This is a genomic window from Microbacterium yannicii PS01, from assembly GCF_000304335.1.
Lineage (GTDB): Bacteria > Actinomycetota > Actinomycetes > Actinomycetales > Microbacteriaceae > Microbacterium > Microbacterium yannicii_A.
Map to the genome: position 1 here is coordinate 22,174 of NZ_CAJF01000019.1, position 25,647 is coordinate 47,820.

Annotated in this window: 28 protein-coding genes; 17 read left to right on the top strand and 11 right to left on the bottom strand. The window is 69.2% G+C overall.

Going from position 1 to position 25,647, the window contains the following annotated elements; all coding sequences use genetic code 11:
- Window positions 1-5: 5 nt before the first annotated feature.
- Genes WYM_RS11715 through WYM_RS11735 form a run of 5 tightly spaced genes read right to left on the bottom strand, consistent with a single transcriptional unit; the run spans window position 6 to window position 3,654 of the window.
- Window positions 6-488, bottom strand: coding sequence for a SixA phosphatase family protein (locus WYM_RS11715; protein WP_019181030.1), 483 nt, complete (start codon window positions 486-488; stop codon window positions 6-8).
- Window positions 485-1,387: an agmatinase family protein gene (locus WYM_RS11720; protein WP_019181031.1), complete on the bottom strand. Its 903-nt coding sequence runs from the start codon at window positions 1,385-1,387 to the stop codon at window positions 485-487. The genes WYM_RS11715 and WYM_RS11720 overlap by 4 nt, the downstream gene beginning before the upstream one ends.
- 32 nt (window positions 1,388-1,419) lie before the next feature.
- The gene (locus WYM_RS11725) at window positions 1,420-1,797 is read right to left on the bottom strand and encodes a gamma-glutamylcyclotransferase family protein (RefSeq protein ID WP_019181032.1); all 378 of its coding nucleotides are present in this window, start codon (window positions 1,795-1,797) and stop codon (window positions 1,420-1,422) included.
- A 21-nt stretch (window positions 1,798-1,818) separates the two neighbouring features.
- Window positions 1,819-3,090: a DUF445 domain-containing protein gene (locus tag WYM_RS11730; protein WP_019181033.1), complete on the bottom strand. Its 1,272-nt coding sequence runs from the start codon at window positions 3,088-3,090 to the stop codon at window positions 1,819-1,821.
- A 27-nt stretch (window positions 3,091-3,117) separates the two neighbouring features.
- Window positions 3,118-3,654 carry a PadR family transcriptional regulator gene (locus WYM_RS11735; RefSeq protein WP_019181034.1) on the bottom strand — a complete coding sequence of 179 codons (537 nt, stop codon included), beginning with the start codon at window positions 3,652-3,654 and terminating at the stop codon, window positions 3,118-3,120.
- Window positions 3,655-3,746: 92 nt separating this feature from the next.
- On the opposite strand from WYM_RS11735, the gene WYM_RS20080 reads away from it, so the two are divergent.
- A complete protein-coding gene (locus WYM_RS20080) occupies window positions 3,747-4,841 on the top strand; it encodes a serine hydrolase domain-containing protein (RefSeq protein WP_019181035.1) in 1,095 nt (364 codons plus the stop codon).
- A 4-nt stretch (window positions 4,842-4,845) separates the two neighbouring features.
- Here the strand turns inward: WYM_RS20080 and WYM_RS11745 are convergent, their stop codons facing one another.
- The gene (locus WYM_RS11745; protein ID WP_040569297.1) at window positions 4,846-6,027 is read right to left on the bottom strand and encodes an acyl-CoA dehydrogenase family protein; all 1,182 of its coding nucleotides are present in this window, start codon (window positions 6,025-6,027) and stop codon (window positions 4,846-4,848) included.
- Window positions 6,028-6,047: 20 nt separating this feature from the next.
- Between WYM_RS11745 and WYM_RS11750 the strand changes: the two genes are divergently transcribed.
- Window positions 6,048-7,040, top strand: coding sequence for a TIGR00341 family protein (locus WYM_RS11750; RefSeq protein WP_019181037.1), 993 nt, complete (start codon window positions 6,048-6,050; stop codon window positions 7,038-7,040).
- Between the two features lie 14 nt (window positions 7,041-7,054).
- Here WYM_RS11750 and WYM_RS11755 read toward each other — a convergent pair whose 3' ends face one another.
- Window positions 7,055-7,846, bottom strand: coding sequence for an alpha/beta fold hydrolase (locus tag WYM_RS11755; protein ID WP_019181038.1), 792 nt, complete (start codon window positions 7,844-7,846; stop codon window positions 7,055-7,057).
- A 52-nt stretch (window positions 7,847-7,898) separates the two neighbouring features.
- On the opposite strand from WYM_RS11755, the gene WYM_RS20085 reads away from it, so the two are divergent.
- The gene (locus tag WYM_RS20085) at window positions 7,899-8,210 is read left to right on the top strand and encodes a hypothetical protein (protein WP_019181039.1); all 312 of its coding nucleotides are present in this window, start codon (window positions 7,899-7,901) and stop codon (window positions 8,208-8,210) included.
- Window positions 8,211-8,261: 51 nt separating this feature from the next.
- Window positions 8,262-8,681: a hypothetical protein gene (locus WYM_RS11765; RefSeq protein ID WP_019181040.1), complete on the top strand. Its 420-nt coding sequence runs from the start codon at window positions 8,262-8,264 to the stop codon at window positions 8,679-8,681.
- 1 nt (window position 8,682) lies between these two features.
- Here the strand turns inward: WYM_RS11765 and WYM_RS11770 are convergent, their stop codons facing one another.
- Window positions 8,683-9,888 (bottom strand): MFS transporter, encoded by a 1,206-nt coding sequence (locus WYM_RS11770; protein WP_019181041.1) that lies wholly within the window; start codon window positions 9,886-9,888, stop codon window positions 8,683-8,685.
- Between the two features lie 400 nt (window positions 9,889-10,288).
- Between WYM_RS11770 and nrdH the strand changes: the two genes are divergently transcribed.
- From nrdH to WYM_RS11800, 6 genes are all read left to right on the top strand, one after another.
- Complete coding sequence (gene nrdH, locus WYM_RS11775; protein ID WP_019181042.1) at window positions 10,289-10,522, top strand: glutaredoxin-like protein NrdH; 234 nt, start codon at window positions 10,289-10,291, stop codon at window positions 10,520-10,522.
- Between the two features lie 44 nt (window positions 10,523-10,566).
- Window positions 10,567-11,001 carry a class Ib ribonucleoside-diphosphate reductase assembly flavoprotein NrdI gene (nrdI, locus tag WYM_RS11780; RefSeq protein ID WP_026059762.1) on the top strand — a complete coding sequence of 145 codons (435 nt, stop codon included), beginning with the start codon at window positions 10,567-10,569 and terminating at the stop codon, window positions 10,999-11,001.
- Window positions 10,983-13,139 (top strand): class 1b ribonucleoside-diphosphate reductase subunit alpha, encoded by a 2,157-nt coding sequence (gene nrdE, locus WYM_RS11785; protein ID WP_040569298.1) that lies wholly within the window; start codon window positions 10,983-10,985, stop codon window positions 13,137-13,139. The genes nrdI and nrdE overlap by 19 nt, the downstream gene beginning before the upstream one ends.
- A gap of 33 nt (window positions 13,140-13,172) precedes the next feature.
- Complete coding sequence (nrdF, locus tag WYM_RS11790; RefSeq protein ID WP_019181045.1) at window positions 13,173-14,147, top strand: class 1b ribonucleoside-diphosphate reductase subunit beta; 975 nt, start codon at window positions 13,173-13,175, stop codon at window positions 14,145-14,147.
- A 513-nt stretch (window positions 14,148-14,660) separates the two neighbouring features.
- On the top strand, window positions 14,661-15,512 hold the full coding sequence (locus WYM_RS11795; RefSeq protein WP_237739407.1) for an alpha/beta fold hydrolase: 852 nt from the start codon (window positions 14,661-14,663) through the stop codon (window positions 15,510-15,512).
- The gene (locus tag WYM_RS11800; RefSeq protein WP_019181047.1) at window positions 15,509-15,892 is read left to right on the top strand and encodes a DoxX family protein; all 384 of its coding nucleotides are present in this window, start codon (window positions 15,509-15,511) and stop codon (window positions 15,890-15,892) included. The genes WYM_RS11795 and WYM_RS11800 overlap by 4 nt, the downstream gene beginning before the upstream one ends.
- Before the next feature lie 6 nt (window positions 15,893-15,898).
- On the opposite strand, the gene WYM_RS11805 is transcribed toward WYM_RS11800, so the two are convergent.
- Window positions 15,899-17,005 carry a class I SAM-dependent methyltransferase gene (locus WYM_RS11805; protein WP_019181048.1) on the bottom strand — a complete coding sequence of 369 codons (1,107 nt, stop codon included), beginning with the start codon at window positions 17,003-17,005 and terminating at the stop codon, window positions 15,899-15,901.
- Window positions 17,006-17,082: 77 nt separating this feature from the next.
- Between WYM_RS11805 and WYM_RS11810 the strand changes: the two genes are divergently transcribed.
- Window positions 17,083-17,547 carry a DUF3817 domain-containing protein gene (locus WYM_RS11810; protein ID WP_019181049.1) on the top strand — a complete coding sequence of 155 codons (465 nt, stop codon included), beginning with the start codon at window positions 17,083-17,085 and terminating at the stop codon, window positions 17,545-17,547.
- 7 nt (window positions 17,548-17,554) lie between these two features.
- On the opposite strand, the gene WYM_RS11815 is transcribed toward WYM_RS11810, so the two are convergent.
- Window positions 17,555-17,926 (bottom strand): VOC family protein, encoded by a 372-nt coding sequence (locus WYM_RS11815; RefSeq protein WP_019181050.1) that lies wholly within the window; start codon window positions 17,924-17,926, stop codon window positions 17,555-17,557.
- A 178-nt stretch (window positions 17,927-18,104) separates the two neighbouring features.
- On the opposite strand from WYM_RS11815, the gene WYM_RS11820 reads away from it, so the two are divergent.
- Window positions 18,105-20,684: an ATP-dependent Clp protease ATP-binding subunit gene (locus WYM_RS11820; RefSeq protein ID WP_019181051.1), complete on the top strand. Its 2,580-nt coding sequence runs from the start codon at window positions 18,105-18,107 to the stop codon at window positions 20,682-20,684.
- Between the two features lie 66 nt (window positions 20,685-20,750).
- Here WYM_RS11820 and WYM_RS11825 read toward each other — a convergent pair whose 3' ends face one another.
- On the bottom strand, window positions 20,751-21,470 hold the full coding sequence (locus tag WYM_RS11825) for a DUF72 domain-containing protein (RefSeq protein WP_019181052.1): 720 nt from the start codon (window positions 21,468-21,470) through the stop codon (window positions 20,751-20,753).
- A 139-nt stretch (window positions 21,471-21,609) separates the two neighbouring features.
- Between WYM_RS11825 and WYM_RS11830 the strand changes: the two genes are divergently transcribed.
- The 5 genes from WYM_RS11830 (at window position 21,610) to WYM_RS11850 (ending at window position 25,639) form a co-directional block, all read left to right on the top strand.
- Window positions 21,610-22,347 carry a DUF1684 domain-containing protein gene (locus tag WYM_RS11830; RefSeq protein WP_051008124.1) on the top strand — a complete coding sequence of 246 codons (738 nt, stop codon included), beginning with the start codon at window positions 21,610-21,612 and terminating at the stop codon, window positions 22,345-22,347.
- A 52-nt stretch (window positions 22,348-22,399) separates the two neighbouring features.
- Window positions 22,400-23,299, top strand: coding sequence for an LLM class flavin-dependent oxidoreductase (locus tag WYM_RS11835; RefSeq protein WP_019181054.1), 900 nt, complete (start codon window positions 22,400-22,402; stop codon window positions 23,297-23,299).
- The gene (locus WYM_RS11840; RefSeq protein WP_019181055.1) at window positions 23,296-24,087 is read left to right on the top strand and encodes an LLM class flavin-dependent oxidoreductase; all 792 of its coding nucleotides are present in this window, start codon (window positions 23,296-23,298) and stop codon (window positions 24,085-24,087) included. The genes WYM_RS11835 and WYM_RS11840 overlap by 4 nt, the downstream gene beginning before the upstream one ends.
- Before the next feature lie 101 nt (window positions 24,088-24,188).
- On the top strand, window positions 24,189-24,650 hold the full coding sequence (locus WYM_RS20090) for a DoxX family protein (protein WP_083866217.1): 462 nt from the start codon (window positions 24,189-24,191) through the stop codon (window positions 24,648-24,650).
- Window positions 24,647-25,639, top strand: coding sequence for an epimerase (locus tag WYM_RS11850; protein ID WP_026059764.1), 993 nt, complete (start codon window positions 24,647-24,649; stop codon window positions 25,637-25,639). Before WYM_RS20090 ends, WYM_RS11850 begins: the two co-directional genes overlap by 4 nt.
- Window positions 25,640-25,647 lie beyond the last annotated feature (8 nt).

A 25,647-nucleotide genomic window follows, 5' to 3' on the forward strand; every position in this document is an offset into this window, starting at 1 on the left:
CGGCCTCAGCGTGGCGACTCGAAGCTCCAGTCCTCGGGGTCGGTCGCTGTCGCGACGTCCCAGTCGTCGACCGGCCAGGTGAAGGTCGCAACGGCGCAGGTCGGCATGTGGCCGATGCGATCCCCCGAGAGTCGCGCGGCCAGCTCGCTCATCCCGGGGTCGTGTGCGACGACGATCACCGCCTGGGCGCCGCTCGCGGCGGCTGCGGCCAGCAGCCGGTCGGCGGACGCGCCGTACAGCTCGGCGTCGAGGGTCACAGGCACCCCCAGCTCGGCCGCGAAGGCCTCGGCGGTGGTCCGGGCTCGCAGCGCGGTGCTCGAGAGGATCGCGTCGGGATGGAAGCCGGTGCCGGCGAGACGCCCGGCCATGCGAGGCGCATCGCGCCGGCCGCGCTCGTTCAGCGGTCGATCGTGATCGGCGAGCGCATCGTCGCCCCAGTCCGATTTCGCGTGCCGCACGAGCACCAGTGTGATTCCGCGCGTCGTCATCGACCCACCGCCTTTCCTGCCAAGAGCTCGAGCACGCAGAGCGCCGCGAGGCGGACGGTGCGCCCGTCGGGGGCATCGGCCGTCGCGTCCACCTCGACGATATCGGCGCTGCGCAGCCGGGAGTCGGATGCCGCGGCACGCACCAGAGCGCGCAGCTCCCACGCCTGCAGTCCTCCCGGAACGGAAGCCGGGCACCCCGGCGCGACGGAGCGGTCGCAGACGTCGATGTCGATGTCGAGATGGACCGGACCGTCGCCCGCGCCCGCGATCGCCAGGGCCTCGGCGACGACATCATGGGCGCCGCGACGGCGGACGTCGTCGAGGGAGATCACCGTGATGCCGAGCTCGGCGGCGCGTCGCGCATAGGCCGCCGAGTTCGCGAAGTCGGCGATGCCGAGCTGGACGATCCGCCGCGGGTCGAGTCCGTCCTCGACGAGCCGGCGCACCGGCGAGCCGTTCGAGACGCCGTCGCGCAGGTCGAGATGGGCGTCGATCGTAATGAGACCGGTCGATTCCGCGCCTTGCACGACCCCGTAGGTGAGGGAGTTGTCGCCGCCGAGGGCGATGACGAGGTCTGCCCGCTCGCGCAGGGCCGCCACGGCGGTGCGCACCGACTGCTCGCCCGCCGGCCCGTCCGGCTCGTCGATGTCGCCGACGTCGGCGATCCGGAGGATCTCGTTCAGGTCGACGGAAGCAGGGGCGAGGACGGTGGGACTGTAGCGCCGCAGCGCCTCTCGCACGGCGGCCGGCGTCGCATGCGCGCCGGTCGGCGAGAGCGACGTCCGGAATGCGGGGATGCCCACGATCGCGGCATCCCACGTCCCGTCGTCCCTTCCGTCTTCGGAGGGGGAGGGCCACGCGCCGGCGCGCGGCCAGAGAGGGTCGTGATTCAGCGCCACGGACCCGACGCTACCGCGCCGCCGCGCCCGCGTCAGGCCGACACGTAGACCCACGCCCGACGGCCGGAGGCCAGGACGACGGCGGCCCGCCGGTACAGTGCCACCTCGTACTCGTCGGACGCTTCCAACTCGTCTTCCGTGACCCACAGGGCTGTGCCCACGACCTTGTCGAGGGGGTTCCCGGTGGGGCGCACGATCGGGTGCACGGCGAGTCCAGACAGATCCACGACGCGGCGGTCCTCGATCTCGGCGTAGTCGACGGTGTAGCCCGGCAGGATGTCGTCGTCACCGTCCAGCAGACGCCCGAACGTGTCGAGCTGCACGTCGGCGGAGCGGAGCGTCCCGTAGCTGAACAGGAGCAGGTCGGGCGGGGCGGACGGGGCGAGAGGAGCGGGCTGTTCGGCGGCCACGAGGCCAGGGTACCGCCGCGACTACCCGAGCACTGCGTGGGCGATCGAGAAGATCGCGAGTCCGGCCAGCGCGCCGACCACCGTGCCGTTGAGGCGGATGTACTGCAGGTCGCGTCCGACCATGAGCTCGATCTTCTCGGTCGTCTCGGCCGGGTCCCACCGTTCGACGGTGTCGGTGATGATCGACGCGATGTCATGGCGATAGCGGTCCACGAGGAACACGGCGGCACCGGTCACCCAGGCGTCCACACGGCTCTGCAGGGCGGCATCCGTGGTCAGTCGCTGACCGACCTCGGCGAGAGCCTCGGCGGCGCGCCGGCGCAGCCCGCTGTCGGCGTCGGCCAGCGAGCGCAGCAGCCCCGACTTCGCCGTGTTCCACGCCTCGGCGGCGAGCTCGCGCACGCGCGGGCTGTCGAAGACGGTGTGCTTGGCGTCTTCGAAGCGGCCGATCGTGGCGGGGTCGTGCTGGAGGTTGTCGGCGAGCCGGGAGAGGTAGCCGTCGATCGCCCGCCGGGCCTGATGCTCGGGGTCCCGGCGCACGGCGGCGACGAACTTGACCGCCTCGTTGTAGACGGTGTCGTCGACGAGGCGCTGGGCGACGGACGGCACCCACGACGGCAGCCGGCGCGAGACGAGCCCGGTGAAGGCCGCCTGATTCGCTTCCAGCCACGCGCTGATCGTATCGAGGGCCATGTCGACCGTGCCGTGGTGCGCGCCCGACTCGACGATGCGGCCCAGCCACTCGCCCAGCGGCGGACCCCACTCGGGCGCGATGAGATGCTCACGCGCGAGGTCCTCGATCACGTCCTGGACGTCGTCGTCGCTCAGGGCCTGCAGCACGCTGGAGGCCATGACCGAGGCCTCGGCCGCGACGCGTTCGGCATGCTCGGGCTCGGCGAGCCATTCGCCGAGCCGCCGGGCGATCGCCGTGGACTCGAGCTTGGTGCGCACCACGTCGCCGCGCAGGAACTCGGTCTCGACGAACTCGCCGAGCGTCCGCCCGATCTCGTCCTTGCGGCTCGGGATGATCGCGGTGTGCGGGATGGGGATTCCGAGGGGGTGCCGGAACAGCGCGGTCACGGCGAACCAGTCGGCCAGCGCCCCGACCATGCCGCCTTCCGCAGCCGCGCGCACGTAGGCGAAGGCGGGGATGTCCTGCTGGAACGCGAAGGCGATCGCGAACAGGACCGCCATGAAGACGAGGGCGCCGAGGGCGACGCCCTTCATCACGCGCAGCGCGCGTCGCCGCTCCTGGTCGGCGGGGCTGAGCAGATGTGTCGGGGTCTGCGCCATGGCGTCATCCTCGCACGCGTGGTCGGGTCAGTCGTCGAGCCGGGCGGTGAGATCGTCGCACCACTCGAGGGCGAGCCGGTTCGATCGGAGGCCGTAGTCGAGCGTCGCCCGCTGGAACTGGAACACGTCGGTGAAGTCGGGTGCGATCTCGCTCGCGTCCACGCCGCGTGCGACGCCCTCGAGCTCGGCGAGGTCTGCCGCCACCCGTGCGCGGATCGTATCGAGGACCTGGCGGCGCTCCGCGGTGTCGGGGAGCAGTCCGAGGAAGAACGTGCGCGCGAGCGCGATCTTCTCGACGTCGGAGCCCGAGATCGGAGACAGCATCCATTCCCGCCAGGCCCGGTGTCCGGCATCCGTCACCGTGTAAGGCCTGGTGCCGCGTGCGTCGCCACCTGCCTCGGCGATGGTGGCCAGTTCCTGCTCGGCGAGCTGTTTGAGGGCGCGCTGGATGCTGCCGAAGCTCGCGCTGTAGAACAGCGAGACACCCTGCTGGAACAGACGCTGCACCGCGTAGAGAGAAAGGGGTCCGTGCAGGATCAGCAGTCCGAGGATGACCTGTTGCATTGCGCCTCCCGGTTCGATATACCTAGGAGAGATATCTAGGAGGTATATCTGTGAGTGATGTCGGCATCGATCGTCGCACGAGGGGTGTCCGAGTGCCCGAGCGCCTCGCCGCGGACATGGCGCGGGTCGCTGCCCGGAGCGATCGCGCACGTGCTCGTCGCCATCTGCCCCCTGCGCAGATCCTTGTCCAGGCGCCGAGGTTCGAGTTCGCCTGGGGCGAGCGAGCGCGGCGGTTCCACGCCGCCAGCGTCGGCAAGTCCCTCACCGCCACGCGGGCGTTCCAACTAGCCGAAGCGGGTGCCGTCGATCTCGACGCGCCGATCACCCGGGCATTGCCCCGAGAGGACTGGCGCGGCCTCTTCCTCCGCGGGGGCGAGGATCATGCCGAGAAGGTGACGGTGCGGCACCTCCTGTCTCATACCAGCGGAGCAGCCGACTACTTCGGAGGTCGAGTCGCTGAGGGGCTCTCGTTCGAGAGATCCCTCTCCGTGGAGCCGGATCGGCACTGGAGTGCCGCCGACCTCCTCGCCTTCAGCCGCGACCGTCAGCAGCCGGTCGGCGATCCCGGTCAGCGCTTCTCGTACTCCGACACGGGCTATGTGCTTCTCGGCCGGGTCGTCGAGGAGGCGGGCGGCGCCGCCCTGGGTGGACAGCTGCACGCGGGCATCTTCGCGCCCGCCGGCATGGCGGACTCGTGCCTGCTGTTCCACACCTTGCCTGGCGGCGTCGTCTCGACCGCTCCGGACCCCGCCGCTGAGCTCGACATCGCGCCGTTGTGGCTGGGCGACGATGAGCGAAGCCGTTCCCGCTGCCTGAGCTGCGACTGGGGCGGCGGAGGAGTGGTCACAACTCTCGACGACCTCGCGCGCTTCTGGTCGGCGTGGGAGCGCGGCGATCTCGTCGGCGGTGACTCCCGAGAGGCGATGGCGCGCGACCGCAATCGGTTCCGGGCCGGCATCCGCTACGGCGAAGGCCTCATGAGGTTGCGATACGACGGGTTCTCGCCCTTCCTGCGGGGCCTCCCGCGACCGGTGGGCCACCTCGGGGTGACAGGCGCGCACGCCTTCACGGTGCCAGAGCTCGGCATCCGTGTCGTCATGAACTTCCACTCCACTCGCGAGATGATCCGAAGCTTCCGCGTGCACATCGAGCTCGTCCGGCTGCTCACCCGCGCGATCGGAGCCTGACGGGTCACTCCTCGATCGGCCCCAGCCACGCCGTGGCGACGGTGGCGTGCGCCGACTCGGGATCGGACGGATGGAACAGGCCGGCGAGGACGTCCCGGTACAGCCGGCTGAGCTCGTTGCCGGCGAAATACGACGATCCTCCCGTGACGAGGACGGCGTCGTCGACGGTCGCCTTCGCCACCGTGACAGCCCGATGCTTGACGCCGGCGAGCAGCGAGAACCAGCGTCCGCCGTGGTCGGCCAGCGCGTCGACATCGCGGCACAGTGCGTCGAGCTGCGGTGTGAGGCCGTCGTACGCGAGCGCCATCTCGGCGATGCGCCAGCGGATGTCGGGATCCTGGCTATACGCCTTCTCGGTCTTCTTCGACGTGCGCTTGTGCGCGGTGGCGACCGCGAGATCCAGCGCGCGCCGAGCGATGCCGGTGTAGACCGACGCCAGCAGCAGCTCGAACACGCTGAAGATGCCGAAGACGAGCGGGTCGGGGCTGGGGCCCGGCGCCAGGCGCCGCACGACTCGATCCGCCGGCGCGAGCGCCCCGTGCAGCTCGGTCGTGCGGGATTGCGTGCCGCGCATGCCGAGGGTGTCCCAGTCGTCGCGCACGATGACGCGGTCCGCCTGCACCTCGGAGCGCGGCACGAAGGCGTAGACCAGCTGCGGGGCGTCCGGAGACGAGGTGTCGAGGCCGTGCAGCCCGAGCTGCGTCCACACCGGGGCGAGCGAGGTGAAGATCTTCGTACCCGTGAACGCGTAGCCCCCGTCGGGGAGCGGCGCGGCATCCGTCCCGCTCCCGAAGAGCACCAGGTCGTTGCCCGCCTCACTGATCCCGAAGGCGAACACCTCGCCGGCCGCAGCCCCCTCCTGCACGAAGCGCAGCGCATCGCTCCCGCGGTCGGCGAGCACCTTGGCCACGCCCGTCCACACCAGGTGCATGTTGATCGCGAGGGCCGTCGCCGGCGCGGCGCCGGCCAGGCGCTGCTGCAGGGCGGATGCCTCGGCCAAGCCGAGTCCCGAACCGCCCAGATCCCTCGGCACGAGGATCGCGAGGTAGCCCGCGGCCTTCAGGTCGGCGAGGTCCTCGTCGGGGAAGGTGTTCTCGCGGTCGTGGACGGCGGCGCGCTCGCGGAAGCGCTCGAGCAGCTCGTCGGAGAGGATCTCGGCCGGGTCGAGTCGGGTCACGCTCCTCATTCTTGCGCCATGATGAGCGCATGTCGCCACTGACCGGCAGTCTCATCCCCGCTGCGCAGCGGCAGACCATCGACTCGCTCGTGGACGCCGTCGACCTCGATCACGGCGACGTGATGAGCAAGCGCAGCGGATTCCTCATCATGCTGGTGCTGTCAGGCATCATCGCTGTCGCGGGGATCCTCACCGACTCCACGGCCACGGTGATCGGTGCGATGATCATCGCACCTCTCGGCACCCCGATCCTCGGGATCGCGGTCGGGCTCGTGGTGGGCCGCATCGCCCTGGTCGGCAGGTCCATCCTCTGGGTTGTGGGCGGTGTCGTCATCGTGGTGGCCCTCGGCGCCCTCGCATCCGCCCTGATCGCCGATCCGTCCCGGCTGGTCGGCAACTCGCAGATCTCGGGGCGCACGTCGCCTGGGCTGCTCGACATGATCGCGGCGCTGGCGACGGGCACTGCCGGTGCGTTCGCGATGTCGCGTCGCGACCTCAGCGCCGTGCTGCCGGGGGTCGCCATCGCCATCTCACTCGTGCCGCCGCTCGGCGTCGTCGGCGTCACGGCGGGTCAGGGCGAGTGGGCCGCGGCCTTCGGTGCGCTCATGCTCTTCCTCTCCAACGTCATCGCCCTGGTCATCGCCGGCAGCATCGTCTTCACCCTCGCCGGCTACGCGCGTGACCCGTTGGCATCTCGCACCGCGAATCGTCGTCGCGCGTACGTCTTCGTCGGGGTGCTGAGTGCCGTGATCGTGCTGCCGCTGGCGGCGAACACGGTCGTCGGCGTGGCGCTGGCTCGGTGGGGCGAAAGCATCCAATCAGCGACGGAGGAATGGATCGACCAGACCCAGGGCGCCCGCGTGGGCGACGTGACATGGCACGCCACCACAGCCGTCGTCTCGATCACGTCACCGCAGGGCGACGTGCCTCCCATCGACGACCTGGCGAGCCGGCTGGACCTGCCGTCGTTCCTCGGGGTCACCCTCGACGTCGACGAAGGCGCCCAGTACCACGTTCGCTGAGTCGCGCCGGGTCGTCAGCTGACCGGCGCCAGCTGGGCGATCGCCGTGCGCACTGCGTCGATGGTCTCCTCTGGCCGGTCCCGGTGTGGCGAGTGTCCGGCGCCCTCGACGACGGACATCGAGAAGCGCGGATTCCGCGCCACCACGTCCTCGGCCGGTTTCCCTCGGAAGATCGAGTACACCGCTGGATCGGATGCGATCACGTGCGTGGGCACGTCTATCCGCAGCGCTGTCGCCCGCACGTCCCACTCCGGGTTCTGAGAGCTCGTCTGCTCGACCGCCCAGCGGCTGGCCTGGCGCGCCGACAGCGACTTGAGCTCCACGTCCTGGGGGTGCCAGTGCGGGTGCTCGGTCCGCACCGCCGCCTCGCTCGGATCGGCGAACGATCGCGTCTGGCTGTCGCGCACGATGTCGCGATCGCGGTCGGTGAGCGCGATGGCGGGGTCGATCAGGATCAGGCGGCGCGTCCACGAGGGATCCTCGGCGGTGGCGATGACGGATGCCGCGCCTCCGAGCGAGTGACCGATGACGAGGTCCCACGCCCCGCTTCCGTCGCCGACGGCGGGCTCCGGCCTGGTCACGACGAGGTCCGCGGAGTAGGCGGCCAGGCGATAGTCCAGGGCTCGTGGAGCCGTCCCGTGCCCCCGCAGGTCCACGGCATCCGCCCGCCAGCCGGCTTCTGCCAGCGCCACGCCGTAGCGCCACATCAGCGCTCCGTTCGAGCCGAGCCCGTGCACCAGGAGCGCGCGACGGTCGGCGTCGGGCGAACCCCACGAGAGGCGGGGGAGGGAGACGGGAGCCAGCATGCGACCAGCCTAGAAGGCGTCGACGGGTTGTCTCGCACGACAAGATGGAGGCATGACCTCGGAGGCGAATCCCGATTTCGAGCCCGCTGCAGCCCACCTCGACGCGACCCTCGCGGAGCGCAGAGGCGGAACCCTCGCCAAGTCGGCTCGCACCGCGGCCTCGTTCGCACTCGCGATCCTGACCGGTGACACGGTCAGCGGACCCTCCGAGACCGACCTGGTCGTCTCGCGGCGCGACACCGGCAACGAGGTCCTGCGCGTGTCTGCCGGCTCGCTCGAGGAAGCCGACCGCCTCCTCTCGACGGTCCGCGCCGATCTGCGGACCAAGTCCGTCGCAGAGTTCGTCGCCGAGTGGCGGGCCTGACAGTTCCCACCCGGCCGGCCTCGCCCTCGCGTGCCGGGGGAGGATAGGCACATGATCTCGACCGACATGGCCCTGGCACTGCGAGACGCCGGCCTGGTGTGGCACCCGCACTCGGGCGACCGGTTCCAGCTGGACGAACCGGAGTTCGACGCCGACGTCTTCACGGTGAGCGAGATGACGATCGAGCCGCGGGAGTACCCGACCGGACGGATTCTGGCCTTCAACGGCACGACGGAGTGGGCGCTGGACTCGGTCGCGCTCGAAGATGCGCTGTGGCTGCCGCACGAGCATCAGCTCCGCGAGCTGCTGCGTGGGGCGTTCCGCTCGCTCCGCCGCTTGACCGACACCCACGAGGTGGAGATCGCCCTCCGGCAGCCCGGCGGGGAGGAGGCGGTGCTCGTGTTCCAGCATCCCGAGCCGGCCGACGCGTACGCGCTCGCCGTCAGGGAGCTGCTGCGTCGCATCGAGTGAGCTAGAGGATCGTCTGCACCGGCTCGGTGTCGGGGATCGGGCTCGCGTCGCGGTTGCGCAGATCGGGGAATCCGCGCACGAACACGATCGCCACGATCAGTCCCACGACGGCGAACGAAGCCGCCGCCACATATGCGCCGGTCGGTCCGATGTCGTCGATGAGGAAGCCGGCGATGGCCGATCCCGCGGCGGCGCCGATCAGCTGGCCGGTGCCCACCCAGCCGAACGCCTCGGCGGTGTCGCTGAACTTCACGCTCGCCGACGTCATCGCGAAGAGCACGGCGAGGGCCGGGGCGATGCCGATCCCGGCCAGGACGAGCGTGCCGCCGAGCCACCAGATGTTCAGCGACACGATCGTGAGCGTGAGTCCCACTGTCACGATCGCGAGGCGCCGGGCCATGGCCCACGGCCCGATCGGGATGTGGCCGAGCGTCAGGCCGCCGGCGAGGCTGCCCACCGAGAACACCGCGAGCACGATCCCCGCCTCGAGCCCGCCATGGTCGAACGTGGCCACCACCCCCGCCTCCACGGCCGCGCACGCGCCGATGAGAAGGAACCCGACGACGGTCGCCAGCAGCACCGGGGGCTTGGCGAGCACCTTGCCCAACCCGCGCCGGCTGCGGGGGATCCGCACCCGTCCGACCTCGGGCGACAGGATGAACCATGCGCCGCCGCCGACGAGGATGGCGACGATCAGCAGCAGCCCCGGCACCGTGCCCGCCTGCGTGGCGACGAGGGTGATCAGGACCGGTGCGACGATCCAGATGATCTCCTGCAGCGACGCGTCGAGCGAGAACAGCGGCGTCAGCTGCCGGGAGGTCACCATCTTCGGGTAGATGGTGCGCACGGCGGACTGGACGGGCGGGGTGGCAAGTCCCGCCAGCAGCCCGAGCGCCATGTAGCCGGGGACGGGCAATTCGATCAGGGCGATCGCGGTGATGGCGAGGGCGCAGACGACGAGCGTCGAGGTGAGCACGCGACGCATGCCCCAGCGGCCCATCCACCTGCTCGTCACCGGGCCGGCCACGGCCTGACCGATCGAGGTCGCCGCCAGCACCAGACCGGCGGCGCCGTACGAGCCGGTCACGTGCTCGATGTGGAGCAGGATCGCAAGGCTCGTCATCCCGTTCGGGAACCGAGCCGTCAGCTGCGCCGCGATGATGCGTCCGACTCCCGGAGTGCGAAGAAGATCCCGGTAACCAGCCACCCCACAACGGTAATGGGTGCGTCGCGAAGGTCTGATCGCTTGGCTGCGGCGAGCTCTCGCGGGCGTCGGCGCACGACACGCCGCGACACGCCGAGAGCGTCCTCCACAGCCGAATCCGATGTCGGTGGATCCCCCTAGCGTCGAGTCTGTGGACAGATGCGGCGGCGGCGTCCGAAACAGCCGTGATTCAGGGTTTTTCCAGGCTTCGAATCGGGCCCGCGCCTGTGGATGAAATGGTGGACAACCTGTGTTGTACATGGGGAGAGCGGTGGAAAATCACACCGATGTAACTACTACCCCTTGTGGTGGTTTCGAATGTCGGTACCCATATGTAGTATTGGACTCCCGGCGGGGGGCCTGCCGGAAAATCAATCAGATGTGAGGGGAGACAGGGATTCCTATGGCGATCACCGTCTACACGAAGCCCGCGTGCGTCCAGTGCACCGCGACCTATCGAGCACTCGACTCGAAGGGCATCGAATACGAGATCCACGACCTCTCGGAGGACCCGTCGGCCCTCGAACAGGTCAAGGCGCTGGGGTACCTCCAGGCGCCGGTCGTCATCACCGATGAAGACCACTGGTCGGGCTTCCGTCCCGACAAGATCGACGAGCTCGCCTCGCGTCTGGCCTGAGCCCTTTCGACGTAGCTCGAGGAGCGGGGTGAGCCATGTCGACGATGCAGCGCGTCGTGACGGACGCGCCGCTGCTGGTCTTCTTCTCCAGCGTCTCGGGCAACACCGCACGCTTCATTCAGAAGCTCGGCAAGCGAGCCGTGCGCATCCCGCTTCATTCGACGGATGCCGGACTCTTCGTGGACGAGCCGTTCGTCCTCGTCACACCGACCTATGGCGGAGGCCAGGGTCGTGGCGAGGAGAAGGGCGCCGTTCCCAAGCAGGTGATCCGATTCCTCAACGACGAGCGAAATCGGCGCCTCATCCGCGGAGTGATCTCGGCGGGCAACTCCAACTTCGGTGACGCGTTCTGCGCCGCCGGCGACATCATCAGCCGCAAGTGTCATGTGCCGCACTTGTACCGGCTAGAGGTATTCGGCACGCCAGAAGACGTCGAACGCGTAAGCGAGGGATTGGAACGATGGTGGAATCGGCAGTGACCGAAGCGACATTCAAGACGAACACGCGATTCGAGGGTATGGACTACCACGCCCTCAACGCGATGCTCAACCTGTACGACGCCGAGGGCAAGATCCAGTTCGGCGCCGACAAGCGCGCGGCGCGGGAGTACTTCCTGCAGCACGTGAATCAGAACACGGTGTTCTTCCACTCCCTCAAGGAGCGCCTCGACTACCTCGTCGAGAAGGAGTACTACGAGCCGGCTGTGCTCGAGAAGTACTCGTTCGAGTTCATCCAGAAGCTCAACGACTTCGCCTACGGCAAGAAGTTCCGTTTCGAGACCTTCCTCGGCGCGTTCAAGTACTACACGAGCTACACGCTCAAGACGTTCGACGGCAAGCGCTACCTGGAGCGCTTCGAGGACCGGGTGGTGATGACGGCGCTCGCCCTCGCGGACGGCGATGAGCAGCTTGCCACCAGTCTCGTCGACGAGATCATCTCCGGTCGCTTCCAGCCCGCCACTCCGACGTTCCTCAACGCGGGCAAGGCCCAGCGTGGAGAGCTCGTATCGTGCTTCCTGCTGCGGATCGAAGACAACATGGAGTCGATCTCGCGCGGCATCAACTCGTCGCTGCAGCTGTCGAAGCGCGGCGGCGGCGTCGCGCTGCTGCTGTCGAACATCCGCGAGTCGGGTGCGCCGATCAAGCAGATCGAGAACCAGTCCTCGGGCATCATCCCGGTGATGAAGCTTCTTGAAGACAGCTTCAGCTACGCCAACCAGCTCGGTGCGCGTCAGGGCGCCGGCGCGGTGTACCTCAACGCGCACCACCCCGACATCATGCGGTTCCTCGACACCAAGCGCGAGAACGCCGACGAGAAGATCCGCATCAAGACGCTCTCGCTCGGTGTCGTCGTGCCCGACATCACCTTCGAGCTCGCCAAGAACGGCGAGGACATGTATCTCTTCTCGCCGTACGACGTCGAGCGCGTGTACGGCGTGCCCTTCGGCGACATCTCGGTCACGGAGAAGTACCGCGAGATGGTCGATGACCCGCGCATCAAGAAGACCAAGATCAACGCTCGCGAGTTCTTCCAGACCCTCGCCGAGATCCAGTTCGAGTCGGGCTACCCGTACATCATGTTCGAAGACACGGTGAACAAGGCCAACCCGATCAAGGGCCGCATCAACATGTCGAACCTGTGCAGCGAGATCCTGCAGGTGAACACGCCGACGACCTTCAACGAGGACCTGTCGTACGACCAGATCGGCAAGGACATCTCGTGCAACCTCGGCTCGCTCAACATCGCTCTCGCGATGGACGGCGGCGACCTCGCGCGGACGGTGGATACCAGCATCCGTGCGCTCACCGCGGTCAGCGACCAGAGCCACATCCGCTCGGTGCGCTCGATCGAGGACGGCAACGACCGCTCGCACGCGATCGGTCTGGGCCAGATGAACCTGCACGGCTACCTGGCTCGCGAGCACGTCTTCTACGGCTCGGAGGAAGGCGTCGACTTCACCAACATCTACTTCTACTCGGTGCTGTTCCATGCCCTGACGGCCTCGAACCGGATCGCGATCGAACGCGGTGAGGTGTTCGACGGGTTCTGGGACTCGAAGTACGCCACGGGCGAGTTCTTCGACAAGTACATCGAGCAGGAGTGGGTTCCGGCGACCGACAAGGTCAAGGAGATGTTCGCCGGCCACCACATCCCGACGCAGGACGACTGGCGCGAGCTGAAGGCATCGATCCAGCAGCACGGCATCTACAACCAGAACCTGCAGGCGGTGCCCCCGACCGGGTCCATCTCGTACATCAACAACTCGACGTCGTCGATCCACCCGATCGCCGCTAAGGTCGAGATCCGCAAGGAAGGCAAGCTCGGCCGCGTCTACTACCCGGCGGCGTTCATGACGAACGACAACCTGGAGTACTACCAGGACGCGTACGAGATCGGCTACGAGAAGGTCATCGACACGTATGCTGCCGCGACGCAGCACGTCGACCAGGGTCTCTCGCTCACGCTGTTCTTCAAGGACACCGCGACCACCCGCGACATCAACAAGGCGCAGATCTACGCATGGCGCAAGGGCATCAAGACGATCTACTACATCCGCCTGCGCCAGATGGCGCTGGAGGGTACGGACATGACCGAGTGCGTCTCCTGCACGCTCTGATGGCCTGATCCGGGATTCTTAGGAAGAGAGAACATGAGCGAGAAGCTCCAGCTCCTGGATCACGTCCAGGCCATCAACTGGAACCGCATCCAGGACGACAAGGACCTCGAGGTGTGGAACCGCCTCGTGAACAACTTCTGGCTGCCTGAGAAGGTGCCGCTGTCCAACGACATCCAGTCGTGGAACACGCTGACACCCGACGAGCAGACCCTCACGATGCGTGTCTTCACCGGTCTGACGCTCCTCGACACGATCCAGGGCACGGTGGGCGCCGTCTCGCTCATCCCCGATGCGATCACGCCGCACGAGGAGGCGGTGTACACGAACATCGCGTTCATGGAGTCCGTGCACGCCAAGTCGTACTCCTCGATCTTCTCGACGCTCTGCTCGACGAAGGAGATCGACGAGGCCTTCCGCTGGTCGATCGAGAACGAGAACCTTCAGAAGAAGGCCCGCATCGTCATGGAGTACTACCGCGGCGACGAGCCTCTCAAGCGGAAGGTCGCCTCGACGCTGCTCGAGTCGTTCCTGTTCTACTCGGGGTTCTACCTGCCCATGCACTGGTCGTCGCGCGCGAAGCTCACCAACACGGCCGACCTCATTCGCCTGATCATCCGCGACGAGGCCGTCCACGGCTACTACATCGGCTACAAGTTCCAGAAGGGCCTCGAGAGGGTCGACGAGGCGCAGCGTCAGGACATCAAGGACTACACCTTCTCGCTGCTGTACGAGCTCTACGACAACGAGGTGCAGTACACCCAGGACCTCTACGACGGCGTCGGTCTCACCGAGGACGTCAAGAAGTTCCTGCACTACAACGCCAACAAGGCCCTCATGAACCTCGGCTACGAGGCGATGTTCCCGGCGTCGGTCACTGACGTGAACCCGGCGATCCTGTCGGCCCTGTCGCCGAACGCCGACGAGAACCACGACTTCTTCAGCGGGTCGGGCTCGTCGTACGTCATCGGCAAAGCCGAGGCGACGGAAGACGACGACTGGGACTTCTGACCTTCACCCGAAACGGCCTCCGCCGGCGCCCGCTGGGTGACGGACGGGGGCCGTTCCGCGCGTTCGGCCGACACGCCTGGCGTGTCGGCCGAAGTCCCTACAGATTTTCCGCCCCCTCGACGCTAGCGTCATAGCCGGGACGTCCCCAGCGTCCCACGGGAGTAGGTGTCCCCAGCACCCTCCGTGCCACGGCGCTCGTTCGCCTTGGGGGAGTTCGATCGCCGTGGCAGTCGGGCCTCGGCGTCCCCAGCGCCGGGGCCCGGCGATCTTTGCAGCGGAGTGACGCAAGACGCGTCATAGAACAGCGATCTCTGCGTCTCTTGATGCGGGGACACATGCCGACCCCCGATCGGCGTCCTCGCCGCGACCCGAATGCGCGGCCACCGGGGGCCGGACGTCTGGGCCGGCCCCCGGGTCAACCTGTTCGCGATATCCGGCAGTGGACCGGCAGCCGCGCATCTGGCACCGTGGGAAGCCTCGCCCGCGACCCAGTGAGGGACTATGACCGACCCGATGACGGCTGAATCCGGCTACGCGCAGCTCGGCGACCTCCGGATGTACTACGAACAGCACGGCGTGCGCGCCGACGGCGGTGAGCCGCTCGTCCTCCTGCACGGCGGACTCTTCGACATCGAGCAGCAGTTCGGTGCGCTTCTGCCGCGACTGGCTGAGAACCGGCTCGTCGTGGCAGTGGACTTCCAGGGCCACGGACGCACCAATGACATCGACCGGCCGTTCGGATCGGCCGCTTTCGCCGGAGACGTCATCGGCGTGCTCGACCTGCTCGGAATCGAGAGGGCCGACGTGTTCGGTTTCAGCGTTGGCGGCGCGGTCGCGATCGAGCTCGCGGTGCGGCATCCGGATCGAGTACGAAGGCTGGTCGCGTCGTCGGTGTCGTTCCGCGCCACCGGCATGCGCGGTCATGACAACGCGGACGCTGTCGGCTCGATGACCGTGGACATGATCGCGGGAACGCCGATGGAGCAGTCCTATCTCGCGAAGTCGCCGCACCCCGACCGGGACCACTTGCAGCGCTTGCTCGACAAACTCGGCGCGACGTACACGGGCGGGTTCCCGGACTGGACTGAGGACGACATCAGAGGCATCGCGGCGCCGACGCTCATCACGGTGGGCGACGCCGACATGGTGAGCCTCGATCACGCGGTCGAGTTCCTCCGGCTGCGCGGAGGCGACGTCAACGGCGACTTCGACGGGCTTCCGGCCTCGCAGCTCGCCGTGTTCCCGGGCACCACGCACTTCTTCGGTCTCGCACACACCGAGCTCGTTCTCGCCGCGGTGCTCCCGTTCCTCGACGCGCAAGAAGCCGGTCCCGCTGCCATCGACCCGGACGGGGCCTCGGCGTGAGGGCGGCAGCACGCTGGCTCCTCGCGGCGGCGATGGTGTTCGCCGGCGTGAGCCACCTCTTCTGGGCGCGACGAGAGTTCCAGGCGCAGGTGCCCGACTTCACCGCGAAAGTCACGGATAAGGATGCCGTGGTGGTGGCCTCGGGCGTGGTCGAGGTCATGCTGGGCGCGTCACTCGTCGCATTGCCCGCCTCGCGCTCGCGGATCGGCGCGATCCTCGCCGCCTTCTTCGTGGCCGTCTTTCCCGGCAACGTCGAGCAGTACGCGAAGCGGCGCGACGGGTTCGGGCTCGACACCGATCGCAAGCGGCTCGTGCGGCTGTTCTTCCAGCCTGCCCTGGTGGGGTGGGCGCTGTGGTCGACGCGGGAGCCGCGCCGCTGAGGCCGGTCAGCGCCTGGTGGACACGGTGACGGTGAACTTGGCGTTGCGGGCGATCTGCCGCGTGGGGCCGACGAGGCGCTCGAGCGCGGCGCGGTAGCGCAGCGCCGAGTTCCAGACGGTCCACAGTTCGGCGCTCGGGCGGAGAACACGCGCGGCGTCGACGAAGAGCCGGGGCGCGATGCCCTCGTGCACAGCTGCGCCGGAGTGGAACGGCGGGTTCAGGGCGATGAACGACGCACTCGCGTCCGCACGGGCCGAGAGCATGTCGTCACGAACGACCTCGACCCGGTCTGCCACGCCGTTCGCGGTCGCGGTCGCTCGCGCGGATGTGACGGCGGCTGCCGACTGGTCGCACGCGTAGACGTGCAGCTGGGGATGCCGCAGCGCGAGCGCGGCGGCCACGACACCGGTGCCGCAGGCGAGGTCGACCGCCTCGGATCCGGGGATCTGAGAGGGGAGGTGCTCGAGCAGGAACCGGGTGCCGATATCGATGGAGGTGCCCGCGAACACTCCGCCCAGTGCGCACACCGTGAGCGCTCCGTGCCGCTCCGCACGAGGCAGCGGGTCATGTCCGTCATGCGGGCCACGGGCGATCAGGACGCGTGACTTCTGCCGCGCGTGCGTCACGTCGATGCGGTCGAACCCTTCGCGCAGCACGTCGTTCATCGTGGGCGACATGTGCTTGACGCGGCCGCCCGCGAACACGACCACCTCCGGCGATGCGTGGGCGGCGACGAGCCCGACGATGTCGCGGAGCGCCTCGAGCGAGCGGGGGAGGCGGACCAGGACCACCCGCGCATCGCGAACCAGGTCGGCGTCCAAGCCGCGTGAGGCGAAGGTGCCGCCGAGGCCGAATCGCTCGGCGTTCGCGGCGAGGGCGTGCTCGCCGGCGAGGGGGTCCTGGTGCACGCGGATGCTCCGACCGCCCTCGGCAGCGGACGCGAGGGTCAGCGCGCCGTACGCGTCGCCGATCACCGTCACCGCACCGGCGGCGACGTCTGCTCGCGCCGCGGCGGATTCGTCGAGGATGAGCCGGTCCGCGGCATCAGTGGCCACGAGATCGGGCGCTTCGACGTCGGGCCAGCGCCGCAGCGCCTCGAGCGAGAAGGTCACGGCACCACGCTAGCCGTCCCGCGTCAGGCCGCCGGCGGAGCGAACGTAGGCTGGATGGACCCGACCCGAGGAGACCCGTGTTCCGCGCGCCCCTGAGCCTGTTCCGCACTCTGGCGATCGCGGAGGCGATCTCCTGGACTCTGCTGATCGCGGGGCTCATCGTCCGTGCGACCACCGACTTGGCGATCGCCGTGACGATCGGCGGCGGCGTCCACGGATTCGTCTTCCTCGCGTATGGTGCGACGGCGGTGCTCGTGGCGAAGAACCAGCGCTGGGGTGCTCGTGCGACCGTCATAGCGATCGTGAGCGCCGTCGTCCCCTACGCGACGATCCCCACCGAGATCTGGCTTCATCGCTCCGGCCGCCTCGACGGGCCGTGGCGGATCGAGTCGACCGGTGATCCGCGGGACACCGCATGGCACGACCGGCTCATGCGCTGGTTCCTGCGGCGACCGTGGATCCTTGCAGCGCTTCTTGCGCTCGCTGTCGTCACGGTGTTCGTCGTGCTGCTGATCGTCGGCCCGCCGGGCGGTCGCGACTGATGCGCGCTCAGGGTCGCGGCGGGAGCTCCTGAAGACTCCAGGTGTTGCCGTCCGGGTCGTCGAACGAGACGAAGCGGCCCCAACCGAGGTCTTCGACGCCCTTCGCCTCGACGCCGAGCCCCTGCAGGTGAGCGAGTGCCTCATCCGCGTCCGGGACGACCACCTGGATGGTGTTCTGCTGCCCGGGCTCGAGATCGATGCCGAGGTTGGTGCCGAACGCGATCGAGCATGCCGAACCGGGAGGTGTCATCTGCACGAACCGCAGGCCGTCGTACGGGACCTGGTCGTGATCGGCATGGAATCCGATCCGTTCGTAGAACTCCTTGGCCCTGTCGACGTCGCTGACGGGTACGAAGATGAGCTCGATCTTCCAGTCCATGTCTGGCATCCCTCTCGGTCGTGAAGCTCCCCGTGAGGCTAAAGCTACGCCCTGCCCCGGACGTCCGCTGTCCGCGAACGATGCCGGGAATACCCCGCTCGGGCTGTCGTTTAACTTGATACGGCTGTACTCAAGTTCGTAAACTTGACAGTCCTTCACTCAAGTTCAGGAGTATGGAATGCCCGAAGACTTCACATCCGCGAGCGGCGCCGACGACAACGCGAGCTCGTTCGACGAGTTCTTGGCGCGCTACCTCGCGGGGGAGCGCGCGCGTGCCGAACGTTCGATCGACCTCAGTCGCTTCCTCGGCGCGCGCACGCAGGAATTCCTGCAACGCGCCGGCAAGTACGCCCTTGAGCGTGGCCAGCGGGAGCTGGACGCCCTCCACCTGCTCCGCGTGCTCGCTGCCGAGACGCCCGCGAAAGATGCCATCGAGCGCGTCGGGGCCGACCCCCGCGCCATTCTGCGCGCGACCGAAGAGCGTCTGCCGGCAGCCTCTCGTCCCGCGGACGTCGACGGCGCGGTCATCACACCATCGGTGCAGCGCGCCCTGTTCCACGCGTTCCAGGTGGCTCGCTCCTCCGGTTCGACCTACGTGGATCCCGAGCACCTGTTCTTCGCGCTCGTGCTGGCGCAGGACACCCCGGCCGGCCAGGTGCTGGCACGCGCGGGTGTCACGGCGGAGGCGCTGACGCAGGGCGTGCGTGAGACCGTCGCGCCGAGCGGGGATCCGTCCGGGGCGGACGACATGGATGCCGCGGCATCCGACACCCCGATGCTCGACGCCTACGGCACCGACCTCACCGCTCGTGCCGCGGCGGGAGAGCTCGACCCGGTGATCGGCCGGGCCGACGAGATCGAGCAGACGATCGAGATCCTCAGCCGCCGCACCAAGAACAACCCGGTGCTGGTCGGTGAGGCGGGCGTCGGCAAGACGGCCATCGTCGAAGGCCTCGCACAGGCGATCGTCGCCGCAGAGGTGCCCGAGCAGCTGGTCGGCAAGCGCGTGATCTCCCTCGACCTGCCCGCCATGCTGGCGGGCACCCGGTACCGCGGCGACTTCGAAGAGCGGCTCACGAAGACGATGGACGAGATCGCGGCGCACAAGAGCGAGCTGATCGTTTTCATCGACGAGGTGCACACCGTGGTGGGCGCCGGTGGTGCCGGCGATGGCGGCATGGACGCGGGCAACATCCTCAAGCCCCGCCTCGCCCGAGGTGAGCTGCACCTCGTCGGGGCGACCACGCTGAAGGAGTACCGCGTCGTCGAGAAGGATCCCGCGCTGGAGCGCCGGTTCCAGCCGGTCAAGGTGGGCGAGCCCTCGGTCGAGGACGCGGTGCTGATCCTGCACGGTCTGAAGCCGGCGTACGAGGAGCACCACGGCATCGTCTACACCGACGAGGCGCTGCGTGCCGCCGTCGAGCTGAGCGACCGGTACCTCACCGAGCGCGTGCTTCCCGACAAGGCGATCGACCTCATCGATCAGGCCGGCGCCCGACTGCGGCTGCGTATCGGTGCGAAGGTCGACGTGAGCGCCCTCCTCGAGCGTCTCGCGACCTTGGAGGCCGACAAGAACGCGGCCGTCTCGGCCGAGCACTACGAGGAGGCATCGCGCATCCGCGACCAGATCGCAGACGTGCAGTCCAAGCTCGACGAGGCGACGGCCGCCGGTGCGATATCGACCGGCGCTTCGACGGCCGGGCTCGACGCAGTCGTGGGTGAGCCCGAGATCGCCGCCGTGATCAGCCGGGCCACCGGCATCCCGGTCAACCGCCTCACCGAGACCGAGCGAGAGCGCCTCGCGCAGCTGGAGGACGAGCTGCACGGGCGCGTCATCGGCCAGGAGGACGCCGTGACGGCGGTCGCCAAGGCCGTGCGTCGCAACCGGACCGGTATGGGCGACGCGCGCCGCCCGGTGGGCTCGTTCCTGTTCCTCGGCCCGACCGGTGTCGGCAAGACCGAGCTGGCGAAGGCCCTCGCGGCGTCGCTGTTCGACGACGAGGGTGCGGTCATCCGCTTCGACATGAGCGAGTTCGGCGAGCGGCACACCGTGTCGCGTCTGGTCGGTGCTCCTCCCGGATACGTCGGCTACGACGAGGCCGGACAGCTCACCGAGCGCGTGCGGCGCAACCCGTACTCGATCGTGCTGTTCGACGAGATCGAGAAGGCGCACCCGGACGTGTTCAACCTGCTGCTGCAGGTGCTCGACGACGGACGCCTCACCGACGGGCAAGGGCGGACGGTCGACTTCCGCAACACCGTCGTGGTGATGACGTCGAACCTCGGCTCGGAGTTCCTGGCCTCGCGCGGCGGCGCCATCGGCTTCATCGCCGACGGCGGCGGCTCGACCGGGTTCGGGTCGGAGAAGGACCTGCGCGACCGCGTGTTCGGCAAGCTTCGCGAAGCGATGCGGCCGGAGTTCCTCAACCGCATCGACGAGATCGTGCTCTTCCGCAAGCTCGAGAAGGAGCAGCTGCGCGACATCGTGCGCCTGCTGCTGCACGACTCCGACGACCGGCTCGCCAAGCGGGAGATCGGTCTCGAGGTCACCGACGCTGCCGTGGACTGGCTCGCGGAGCACGGCTGGGAGCCCGAGTACGGTGCCCGGCCGCTGCGCCGCCTCATCCAGCGAGAGGTCGACGACCGCATCGCCGAGCTCTTCGTGAGCGGATCCCTCGTCGACGGGGGAGCGGTGACGGTGGATGCCGAGGGGGACGCCCTCCACGTCCGCGCTGGAGTGCTGGCCACCGCGGCGTAACCCGTCGCGGCAGAGCGCACAGGGCGCCGTGCCATCGGGCACGGCGCCCTTTCGCGTCTCGTCGACTCAGGCCTGCAGCATCCGCTTCAGCGTGCGGGCGTTGCGGACGGCGTTGCCGTCGCCGTCGTTGTTGAAGTACGCGTACACCTCGTGGCCCGCCCCCTCCCATTCGCGGATGCGCTGGGCCCACCACGCCATGTCGTCGTCGGAGTAGGAGCCGCCGTACAGGTGCTCCGGGTCGGGGCCGTGCAGCCGCACGTACACCAGTCGCGCTGTGGCGCGGAGGAGACAGGGGAGGCGTGCGCCGCTCATGACGCAGTAGGCGGCGCCATGGCGCTCCAGGAGCGCGAAGACGGTCTCGTCGTTCCAGGACGGATGCCGGAATTCCAACACCGGCCGCGTCCAGTCCGGCAGCGCGCTCAGGAAGTAGTCCAGCCGGGCGTCGTCGCGCTCCATCGTTGGCGGGAGCTGCAGGATGAGCGGTCCGCGGCGACCACTCAGGGCGTGGAGTCCGGCAGTGGTGCGCCCGATCCATTCCTCCGGCTCGCGCAGGCGCCGCGCGTGGGTCAGCCCGCGCGCCGCCTTCACCGTCATCTCGAAGCCTTCCGGCAGGCGGTCGCGCCAGGCCGCGAATCGCTGTTCGGACGGCCATCGGTAGAAGCTGCCGTTGAGCTCGACCGTGTCGAACTCGGCGACGTACTGCGCAAGCCACGTGCTCTGCGGACCCTGGTAGACGACACCGCGCCAGTGCGGGTACACCCAGCCGGAGGTTCCCACGCGCGCCATGCCTCCAGAGTGCGCCGAAGGCGAGGCACGCGGGAAGGGGTTGCCCGGACGCGCCCGGGCGGCTAGACCTATGGGTCGCGGCCGAAACACCGCGACTCGGAATTTCTGGACGCCTCGCGCGATTTGGTTCGCTGTGACGATGAGTAGTGCAGCCCTTCTCGAGCACGAGGAATGGATCCGAGCGCGTCGAGCCGAGGTGACCGCCCCCCACGGAGCGCTGTCACTGGTGCAGACGACCTGGTCGCCGGCGGGTGCGCCGCCGGTCGACGATCAGGCCGCGCTCGCCGGTCACCCCCTCGACGCTCTGCTCACTCGGCTGCGGCGCCCCGACCCCTCGACCGGAGAGATCCGGGACGGCTACCGCATCTGGCGACGGGACTCGCCCGCGCAGCAGGCGTTCGAAGGCATCGAGTACTACGACTACGACCCGGCGTGGGTGATCCCGGGCCGATTCGAGCTCGTCGACGAGGACAGGCTGGTGCCCTTCGAGCACATGAAGGACGCCGGCGCCACGCGCGCGGTCGCGGTGCCGGGGGATCTGGTGTTCCAACTGGAGGGCACCGAGTATCGCCTGAGCGCCTTCGACGCGGGCTACGAGGACCGGGCGCTGCTGCAGCTGGTGTTCGCCGATCGCACGAACGGCGTCGAGAGCTACGGCGCGGGCCGGTTTCTCTATCTGGACCTGCCCGACAGCGGGCGCATGCTGACGCCGGGCGACAGCATCCCGCTCGCCATCGATTTCAATCGCGCGACCGTTCCGCCGTGCGGCTTCTCGGATCAGATGAACTGCCCGCTGCCGCCGCTTCAGAATCGTCTGCCGTTCCCGGTGCGGGCGGGCGAGAAGCGCGTCCGCTATGCCGAGGGATTCGAGCTCTGACGAGCCGGTGATGCGGGTCGCGGCCGTCGGTGACCGCTGACAGAGTGGGAGCATGACCCGCATCGGCGCGATCTTCAATCCGTACACCCACACGCCCGACGAGTTCCACGATGCCGTCCAGGCCGCCGAGGCGGCCGGCGTGGCCGAGCTCTGGGTCTGGGAGGACTGCTTCCGCCAGTCCGCGTTCGCGACGGTCGGTGCGGCGCTGGCATGGACGGACCGGCTGAAGATCGGCATCGGCATCGCGCCCATGCCCCTGCGCAACGTCGCGACGACCGCGATGGAGATCGCCACCGTCGAGCGGCTCTTCCCGGCGCGGCTGCTGCCGGGCGTCGGCCATGGCGTGCTGCCGTGGATGGGGCAGGTGGGCGCCCGTGCGGCGTCGCCGTTGACGCTCATGCGGGAGTACGTGCCGGCGCTGCGCTCGCTGCTCGCGGGGGATCAGGTCGACGTCGCCGGGCGATATGTGACCCTCGACGGCGTGCGGCTCGACTATCCGCCCGAGACAGCGCCCCGTGTCTACGCCGCGGCGGAGGGCCCCAAGACGCTGCGGCTGAGCGGTGAGGTCGCCGACGGCACGGTGCTCGACAGCGGCCACACGCCGGCCGAGATCGCCGTGTCGGTCGCCGCGATCCGCGAGGCTCGCGCGGCGGCCGGCGTCAGCGGCGATCCAGATGACCGCGCCCGCGAGCAGGATATCGTCGCGTACGTCGTCGCCGCGTTCGGAACGGATGCCGAAGCTCGCGCTCGGGCGGACGTCGGCGACAAGCCCGACCCGATGGAGCGCGCGATCTGGGGCGACCCGAATCGTGTGGCTGAAGGCGCGAGAGCCTTCTTCGAGGCGGGAGTGGACGAGGTGGTCCTCCTGCCCTCGTCACGGGTGGACCTCCGCGAGTTCTACACCCACGCCGGCGAGGTTTCGCGACTCGTCGAAGCGGATGCTGCGCAATGACGGGCCGTCTCTCGCTGGGGATCGCTGCCGCCGTCGGGCCCGAACTCGCTGCGAAGCTCGCCCCCGCCGCCGAGCGGGCCGGCATGCACGCGCTCTGGGTGAACGACACGCCGGGGCATGACGCGCTCGAGGTCCTCGCCGCTGCCGCGAAGGTCACCGAACGGCTCACGCTGGCGACGGGCGTCGTCCCGGTCGACCGCCGCGCGCCGGGCGAGGTCCGGCGTCGCGTGATCGAGCTCGACCTGCCGACGGAGCGGCTGGTCCTCGGCATCGGCTCGGGCTCGACGGCCGCCGGCGCGCTCGCCCGCGTCGAGGCTGCCGCTTCCGACTTGAGAGCCGAGGACGCGCCGCACGCCGGTGAGCCCGATCGCGCGCGGGTCGTCGTCGGCGCGCTCGGACCGAAGATGCGGCGACTCGGCGCCATGGCATCCGATGGTCTGCTGCTGAGCTGGCTGCCCCCCGCGCAGGCGCGGGCGCAGAGCGACGAGGCGCACGACATCGCACCGGCGACGCACGTCGCCCTGTATGTGCGCACGGCGACCGATGCCGCCGCCGTGTCGCGCCTGGATGCGGAGACCGAGCGCTACGCGGGCTACCCGGCGTACGCCGCGAACTTCGCCCGGCTGGGCATCGAGGCTCGCGACACCGTGATCCGCCCCGATGCGGTCGGCGAGGGCGTCGCGGCGTACCGCGCCACGGTGGACGAAGTGGTCCTGCGTGCCATCACAGCCGAGGAGACGCTCGACGACTACCTGCGGTTCGTCGAGGCGGTCGCGGCCGCCGCCTAGGTCATCGCTCGGCGCTGCAGCGGCGCACGTCGAGTCCTTGTGCGGGCCGTGAGGCCCCAGGGAGGACTGGCGATGTCGGACGGGGTGCCAGACTGAAGGCGATGAGACGCTCCTCGGCCTCCCGCTCCCGCCGGTCCCCATCCGCGACCACGATCGTGCGAGAGGTCGCCCGCTGGGCCCTCGCGACCCTCCTGCTCGCCGCCGGAGCCTCGCATCTGACGTGGGGCCGCCGCGGCTACCGCATCGTCGTCCCCGACTGGGCGACACGCCTGCTGCGCACCGACAAGGACATGATCGTCGTCGCCTCGGGCGCCGCCGAGCTCATGCTCGGAGCAGCGCTGGTCGCGCTCCCCGCCGATCGCCGCCGCGTCGGCGCGGCGATCGCCGCGTTCTTCGTCGCGGTCTTCCCGGGAAACGTCCACCAGTGGCGCACGGGCCGATCCGCGCCGCTCATGCGGACCGATCGCGCCCGCTTCCTCCGCCTGCTCCTGCAGCCGGTGCTGGTGCTGTGGGCGCTGTGGTGCACGGGTGCGCCCGCAGGGTCGGCGAGGTCGTCCCGATGACCCGCCCGGTCGCCGTCATCGCCGGCGCCTCGGGATTCGTGGGCACGGCGGTCCGTCGAGCGCTGGCCGACGACGGCTACGACGTCCGCACGATCGGCCGGACGGGCGCCGACGCGCGCTGGGGCGACGGCGCCGGCATCCGCTCGCTCGTCGACGGCGCGGCGATCGTGGTCAACCTCGCCGGCAAGTCGGTGAACTGCCGGTACACCGACGCCCATCGAGATGAGATCCTGCGCTCGCGCGTCGAGACCACTCGCGAGCTCCGCGACGCGATCACGGATGCCGCGGCGCCGCCGCCGCTGTGGCTCAACGCCAGCACGGCCACGATCTACCGCTACGCGCTGGATCGGCCGCAGACCGAGGCCGACGGTGATCTCGGCAGCGGCTTCTCGGTCGACGTCGCCCGCACGTGGGAGGACGAGTTCTTCGCAGCCGAGCTGCCCGGCACCCGCCGGGTCGCGCTGCGTATGGCGATCGTGCTCGGGGACGGTCCGGCGACGCGCATGCTGGTCCGCCTCGCTCGGATCGGACTCGGCGGGCCGCAGAACGACGGGTGGTGGTTCCCGCATCGGCGCTATCGCGGCATCGGCCCACGGCCGAGCGGCGACGGGCGCCCGCCGTGGCACCGCTCGCGCGGACGCCAGCGGTTCAGCTGGATCCACATCGACGACGTGGTCGGAGCGATCCGCTTCGTGCGGGATCGTCCCGATCTGGCCGGGCCGGTCAATCTGGCGGCGCCAGGCGTGAGCGACAACCGCTCCCTCATGGCGACGCTGCGCCGTGTGGTCGGTGCGCCGGTCGGACTGCCTGCGTGGCGCTTCATGCTCGAGCCGGCGATGTTCGTCCTGCGCACCGAGCCGGAGCTGATCTTGAAGAGCAGGTGGGCCGAGCCCGAGGTGCTCACGGAGGCGGGATACCGCTTCACCTATCCCGATCTCGAGCCGGCGCTGCGCGACGTCGTCGCCGATCGTGCTCGATCGCCGCGCTGAGCGCCGGC

Bases quoted from the DNA above. Each gene is read 5' to 3' on its own strand.
- WYM_RS11715 (WP_019181030.1), bottom strand. From the start codon at position 488: ATGACGACGCGCGGAATCACACTGGTGCTCGTGCGGCACGCGAAATCG.
- WYM_RS11730 (WP_019181033.1), bottom strand. From the start codon at position 3,090: ATGGCGCAGACCCCGACACATCTGCTCAGCCCCGCCGACCAGGAGCGG.
- WYM_RS11735 (WP_019181034.1), bottom strand. From the start codon at position 3,654: ATGCAACAGGTCATCCTCGGACTGCTGATCCTGCACGGACCCCTTTCT.
- WYM_RS11745 (WP_040569297.1), bottom strand. From the start codon at position 6,027: ATGAGGAGCGTGACCCGACTCGACCCGGCCGAGATCCTCTCCGACGAG.
- WYM_RS11750 (WP_019181037.1), top strand. From the start codon at position 6,048: ATGTCGCCACTGACCGGCAGTCTCATCCCCGCTGCGCAGCGGCAGACC.
- WYM_RS11755 (WP_019181038.1), bottom strand. From the start codon at position 7,846: ATGCTGGCTCCCGTCTCCCTCCCCCGCCTCTCGTGGGGTTCGCCCGAC.
- WYM_RS20085 (WP_019181039.1), top strand. From the start codon at position 7,899: ATGACCTCGGAGGCGAATCCCGATTTCGAGCCCGCTGCAGCCCACCTC.
- WYM_RS11765 (WP_019181040.1), top strand. From the start codon at position 8,262: ATGATCTCGACCGACATGGCCCTGGCACTGCGAGACGCCGGCCTGGTG.
- nrdH (WP_019181042.1), top strand. From the start codon at position 10,289: ATGGCGATCACCGTCTACACGAAGCCCGCGTGCGTCCAGTGCACCGCG.
- nrdI (WP_026059762.1), top strand. From the start codon at position 10,567: ATGCAGCGCGTCGTGACGGACGCGCCGCTGCTGGTCTTCTTCTCCAGC.
- nrdE (WP_040569298.1), top strand. From the start codon at position 10,983: ATGGTGGAATCGGCAGTGACCGAAGCGACATTCAAGACGAACACGCGA.
- nrdF (WP_019181045.1), top strand. From the start codon at position 13,173: ATGAGCGAGAAGCTCCAGCTCCTGGATCACGTCCAGGCCATCAACTGG.
- WYM_RS11795 (WP_237739407.1), top strand. From the start codon at position 14,661: ATGACGGCTGAATCCGGCTACGCGCAGCTCGGCGACCTCCGGATGTAC.
- WYM_RS11815 (WP_019181050.1), bottom strand. From the start codon at position 17,926: ATGGACTGGAAGATCGAGCTCATCTTCGTACCCGTCAGCGACGTCGAC.
- WYM_RS11820 (WP_019181051.1), top strand. From the start codon at position 18,105: ATGCCCGAAGACTTCACATCCGCGAGCGGCGCCGACGACAACGCGAGC.
- WYM_RS11825 (WP_019181052.1), bottom strand. From the start codon at position 21,470: ATGGCGCGCGTGGGAACCTCCGGCTGGGTGTACCCGCACTGGCGCGGT.
- WYM_RS11830 (WP_051008124.1), top strand. From the start codon at position 21,610: ATGAGTAGTGCAGCCCTTCTCGAGCACGAGGAATGGATCCGAGCGCGT.
- WYM_RS11835 (WP_019181054.1), top strand. From the start codon at position 22,400: ATGACCCGCATCGGCGCGATCTTCAATCCGTACACCCACACGCCCGAC.
- WYM_RS11840 (WP_019181055.1), top strand. From the start codon at position 23,296: ATGACGGGCCGTCTCTCGCTGGGGATCGCTGCCGCCGTCGGGCCCGAA.
- WYM_RS20090 (WP_083866217.1), top strand. From the start codon at position 24,189: ATGAGACGCTCCTCGGCCTCCCGCTCCCGCCGGTCCCCATCCGCGACC.
- WYM_RS11850 (WP_026059764.1), top strand. From the start codon at position 24,647: ATGACCCGCCCGGTCGCCGTCATCGCCGGCGCCTCGGGATTCGTGGGC.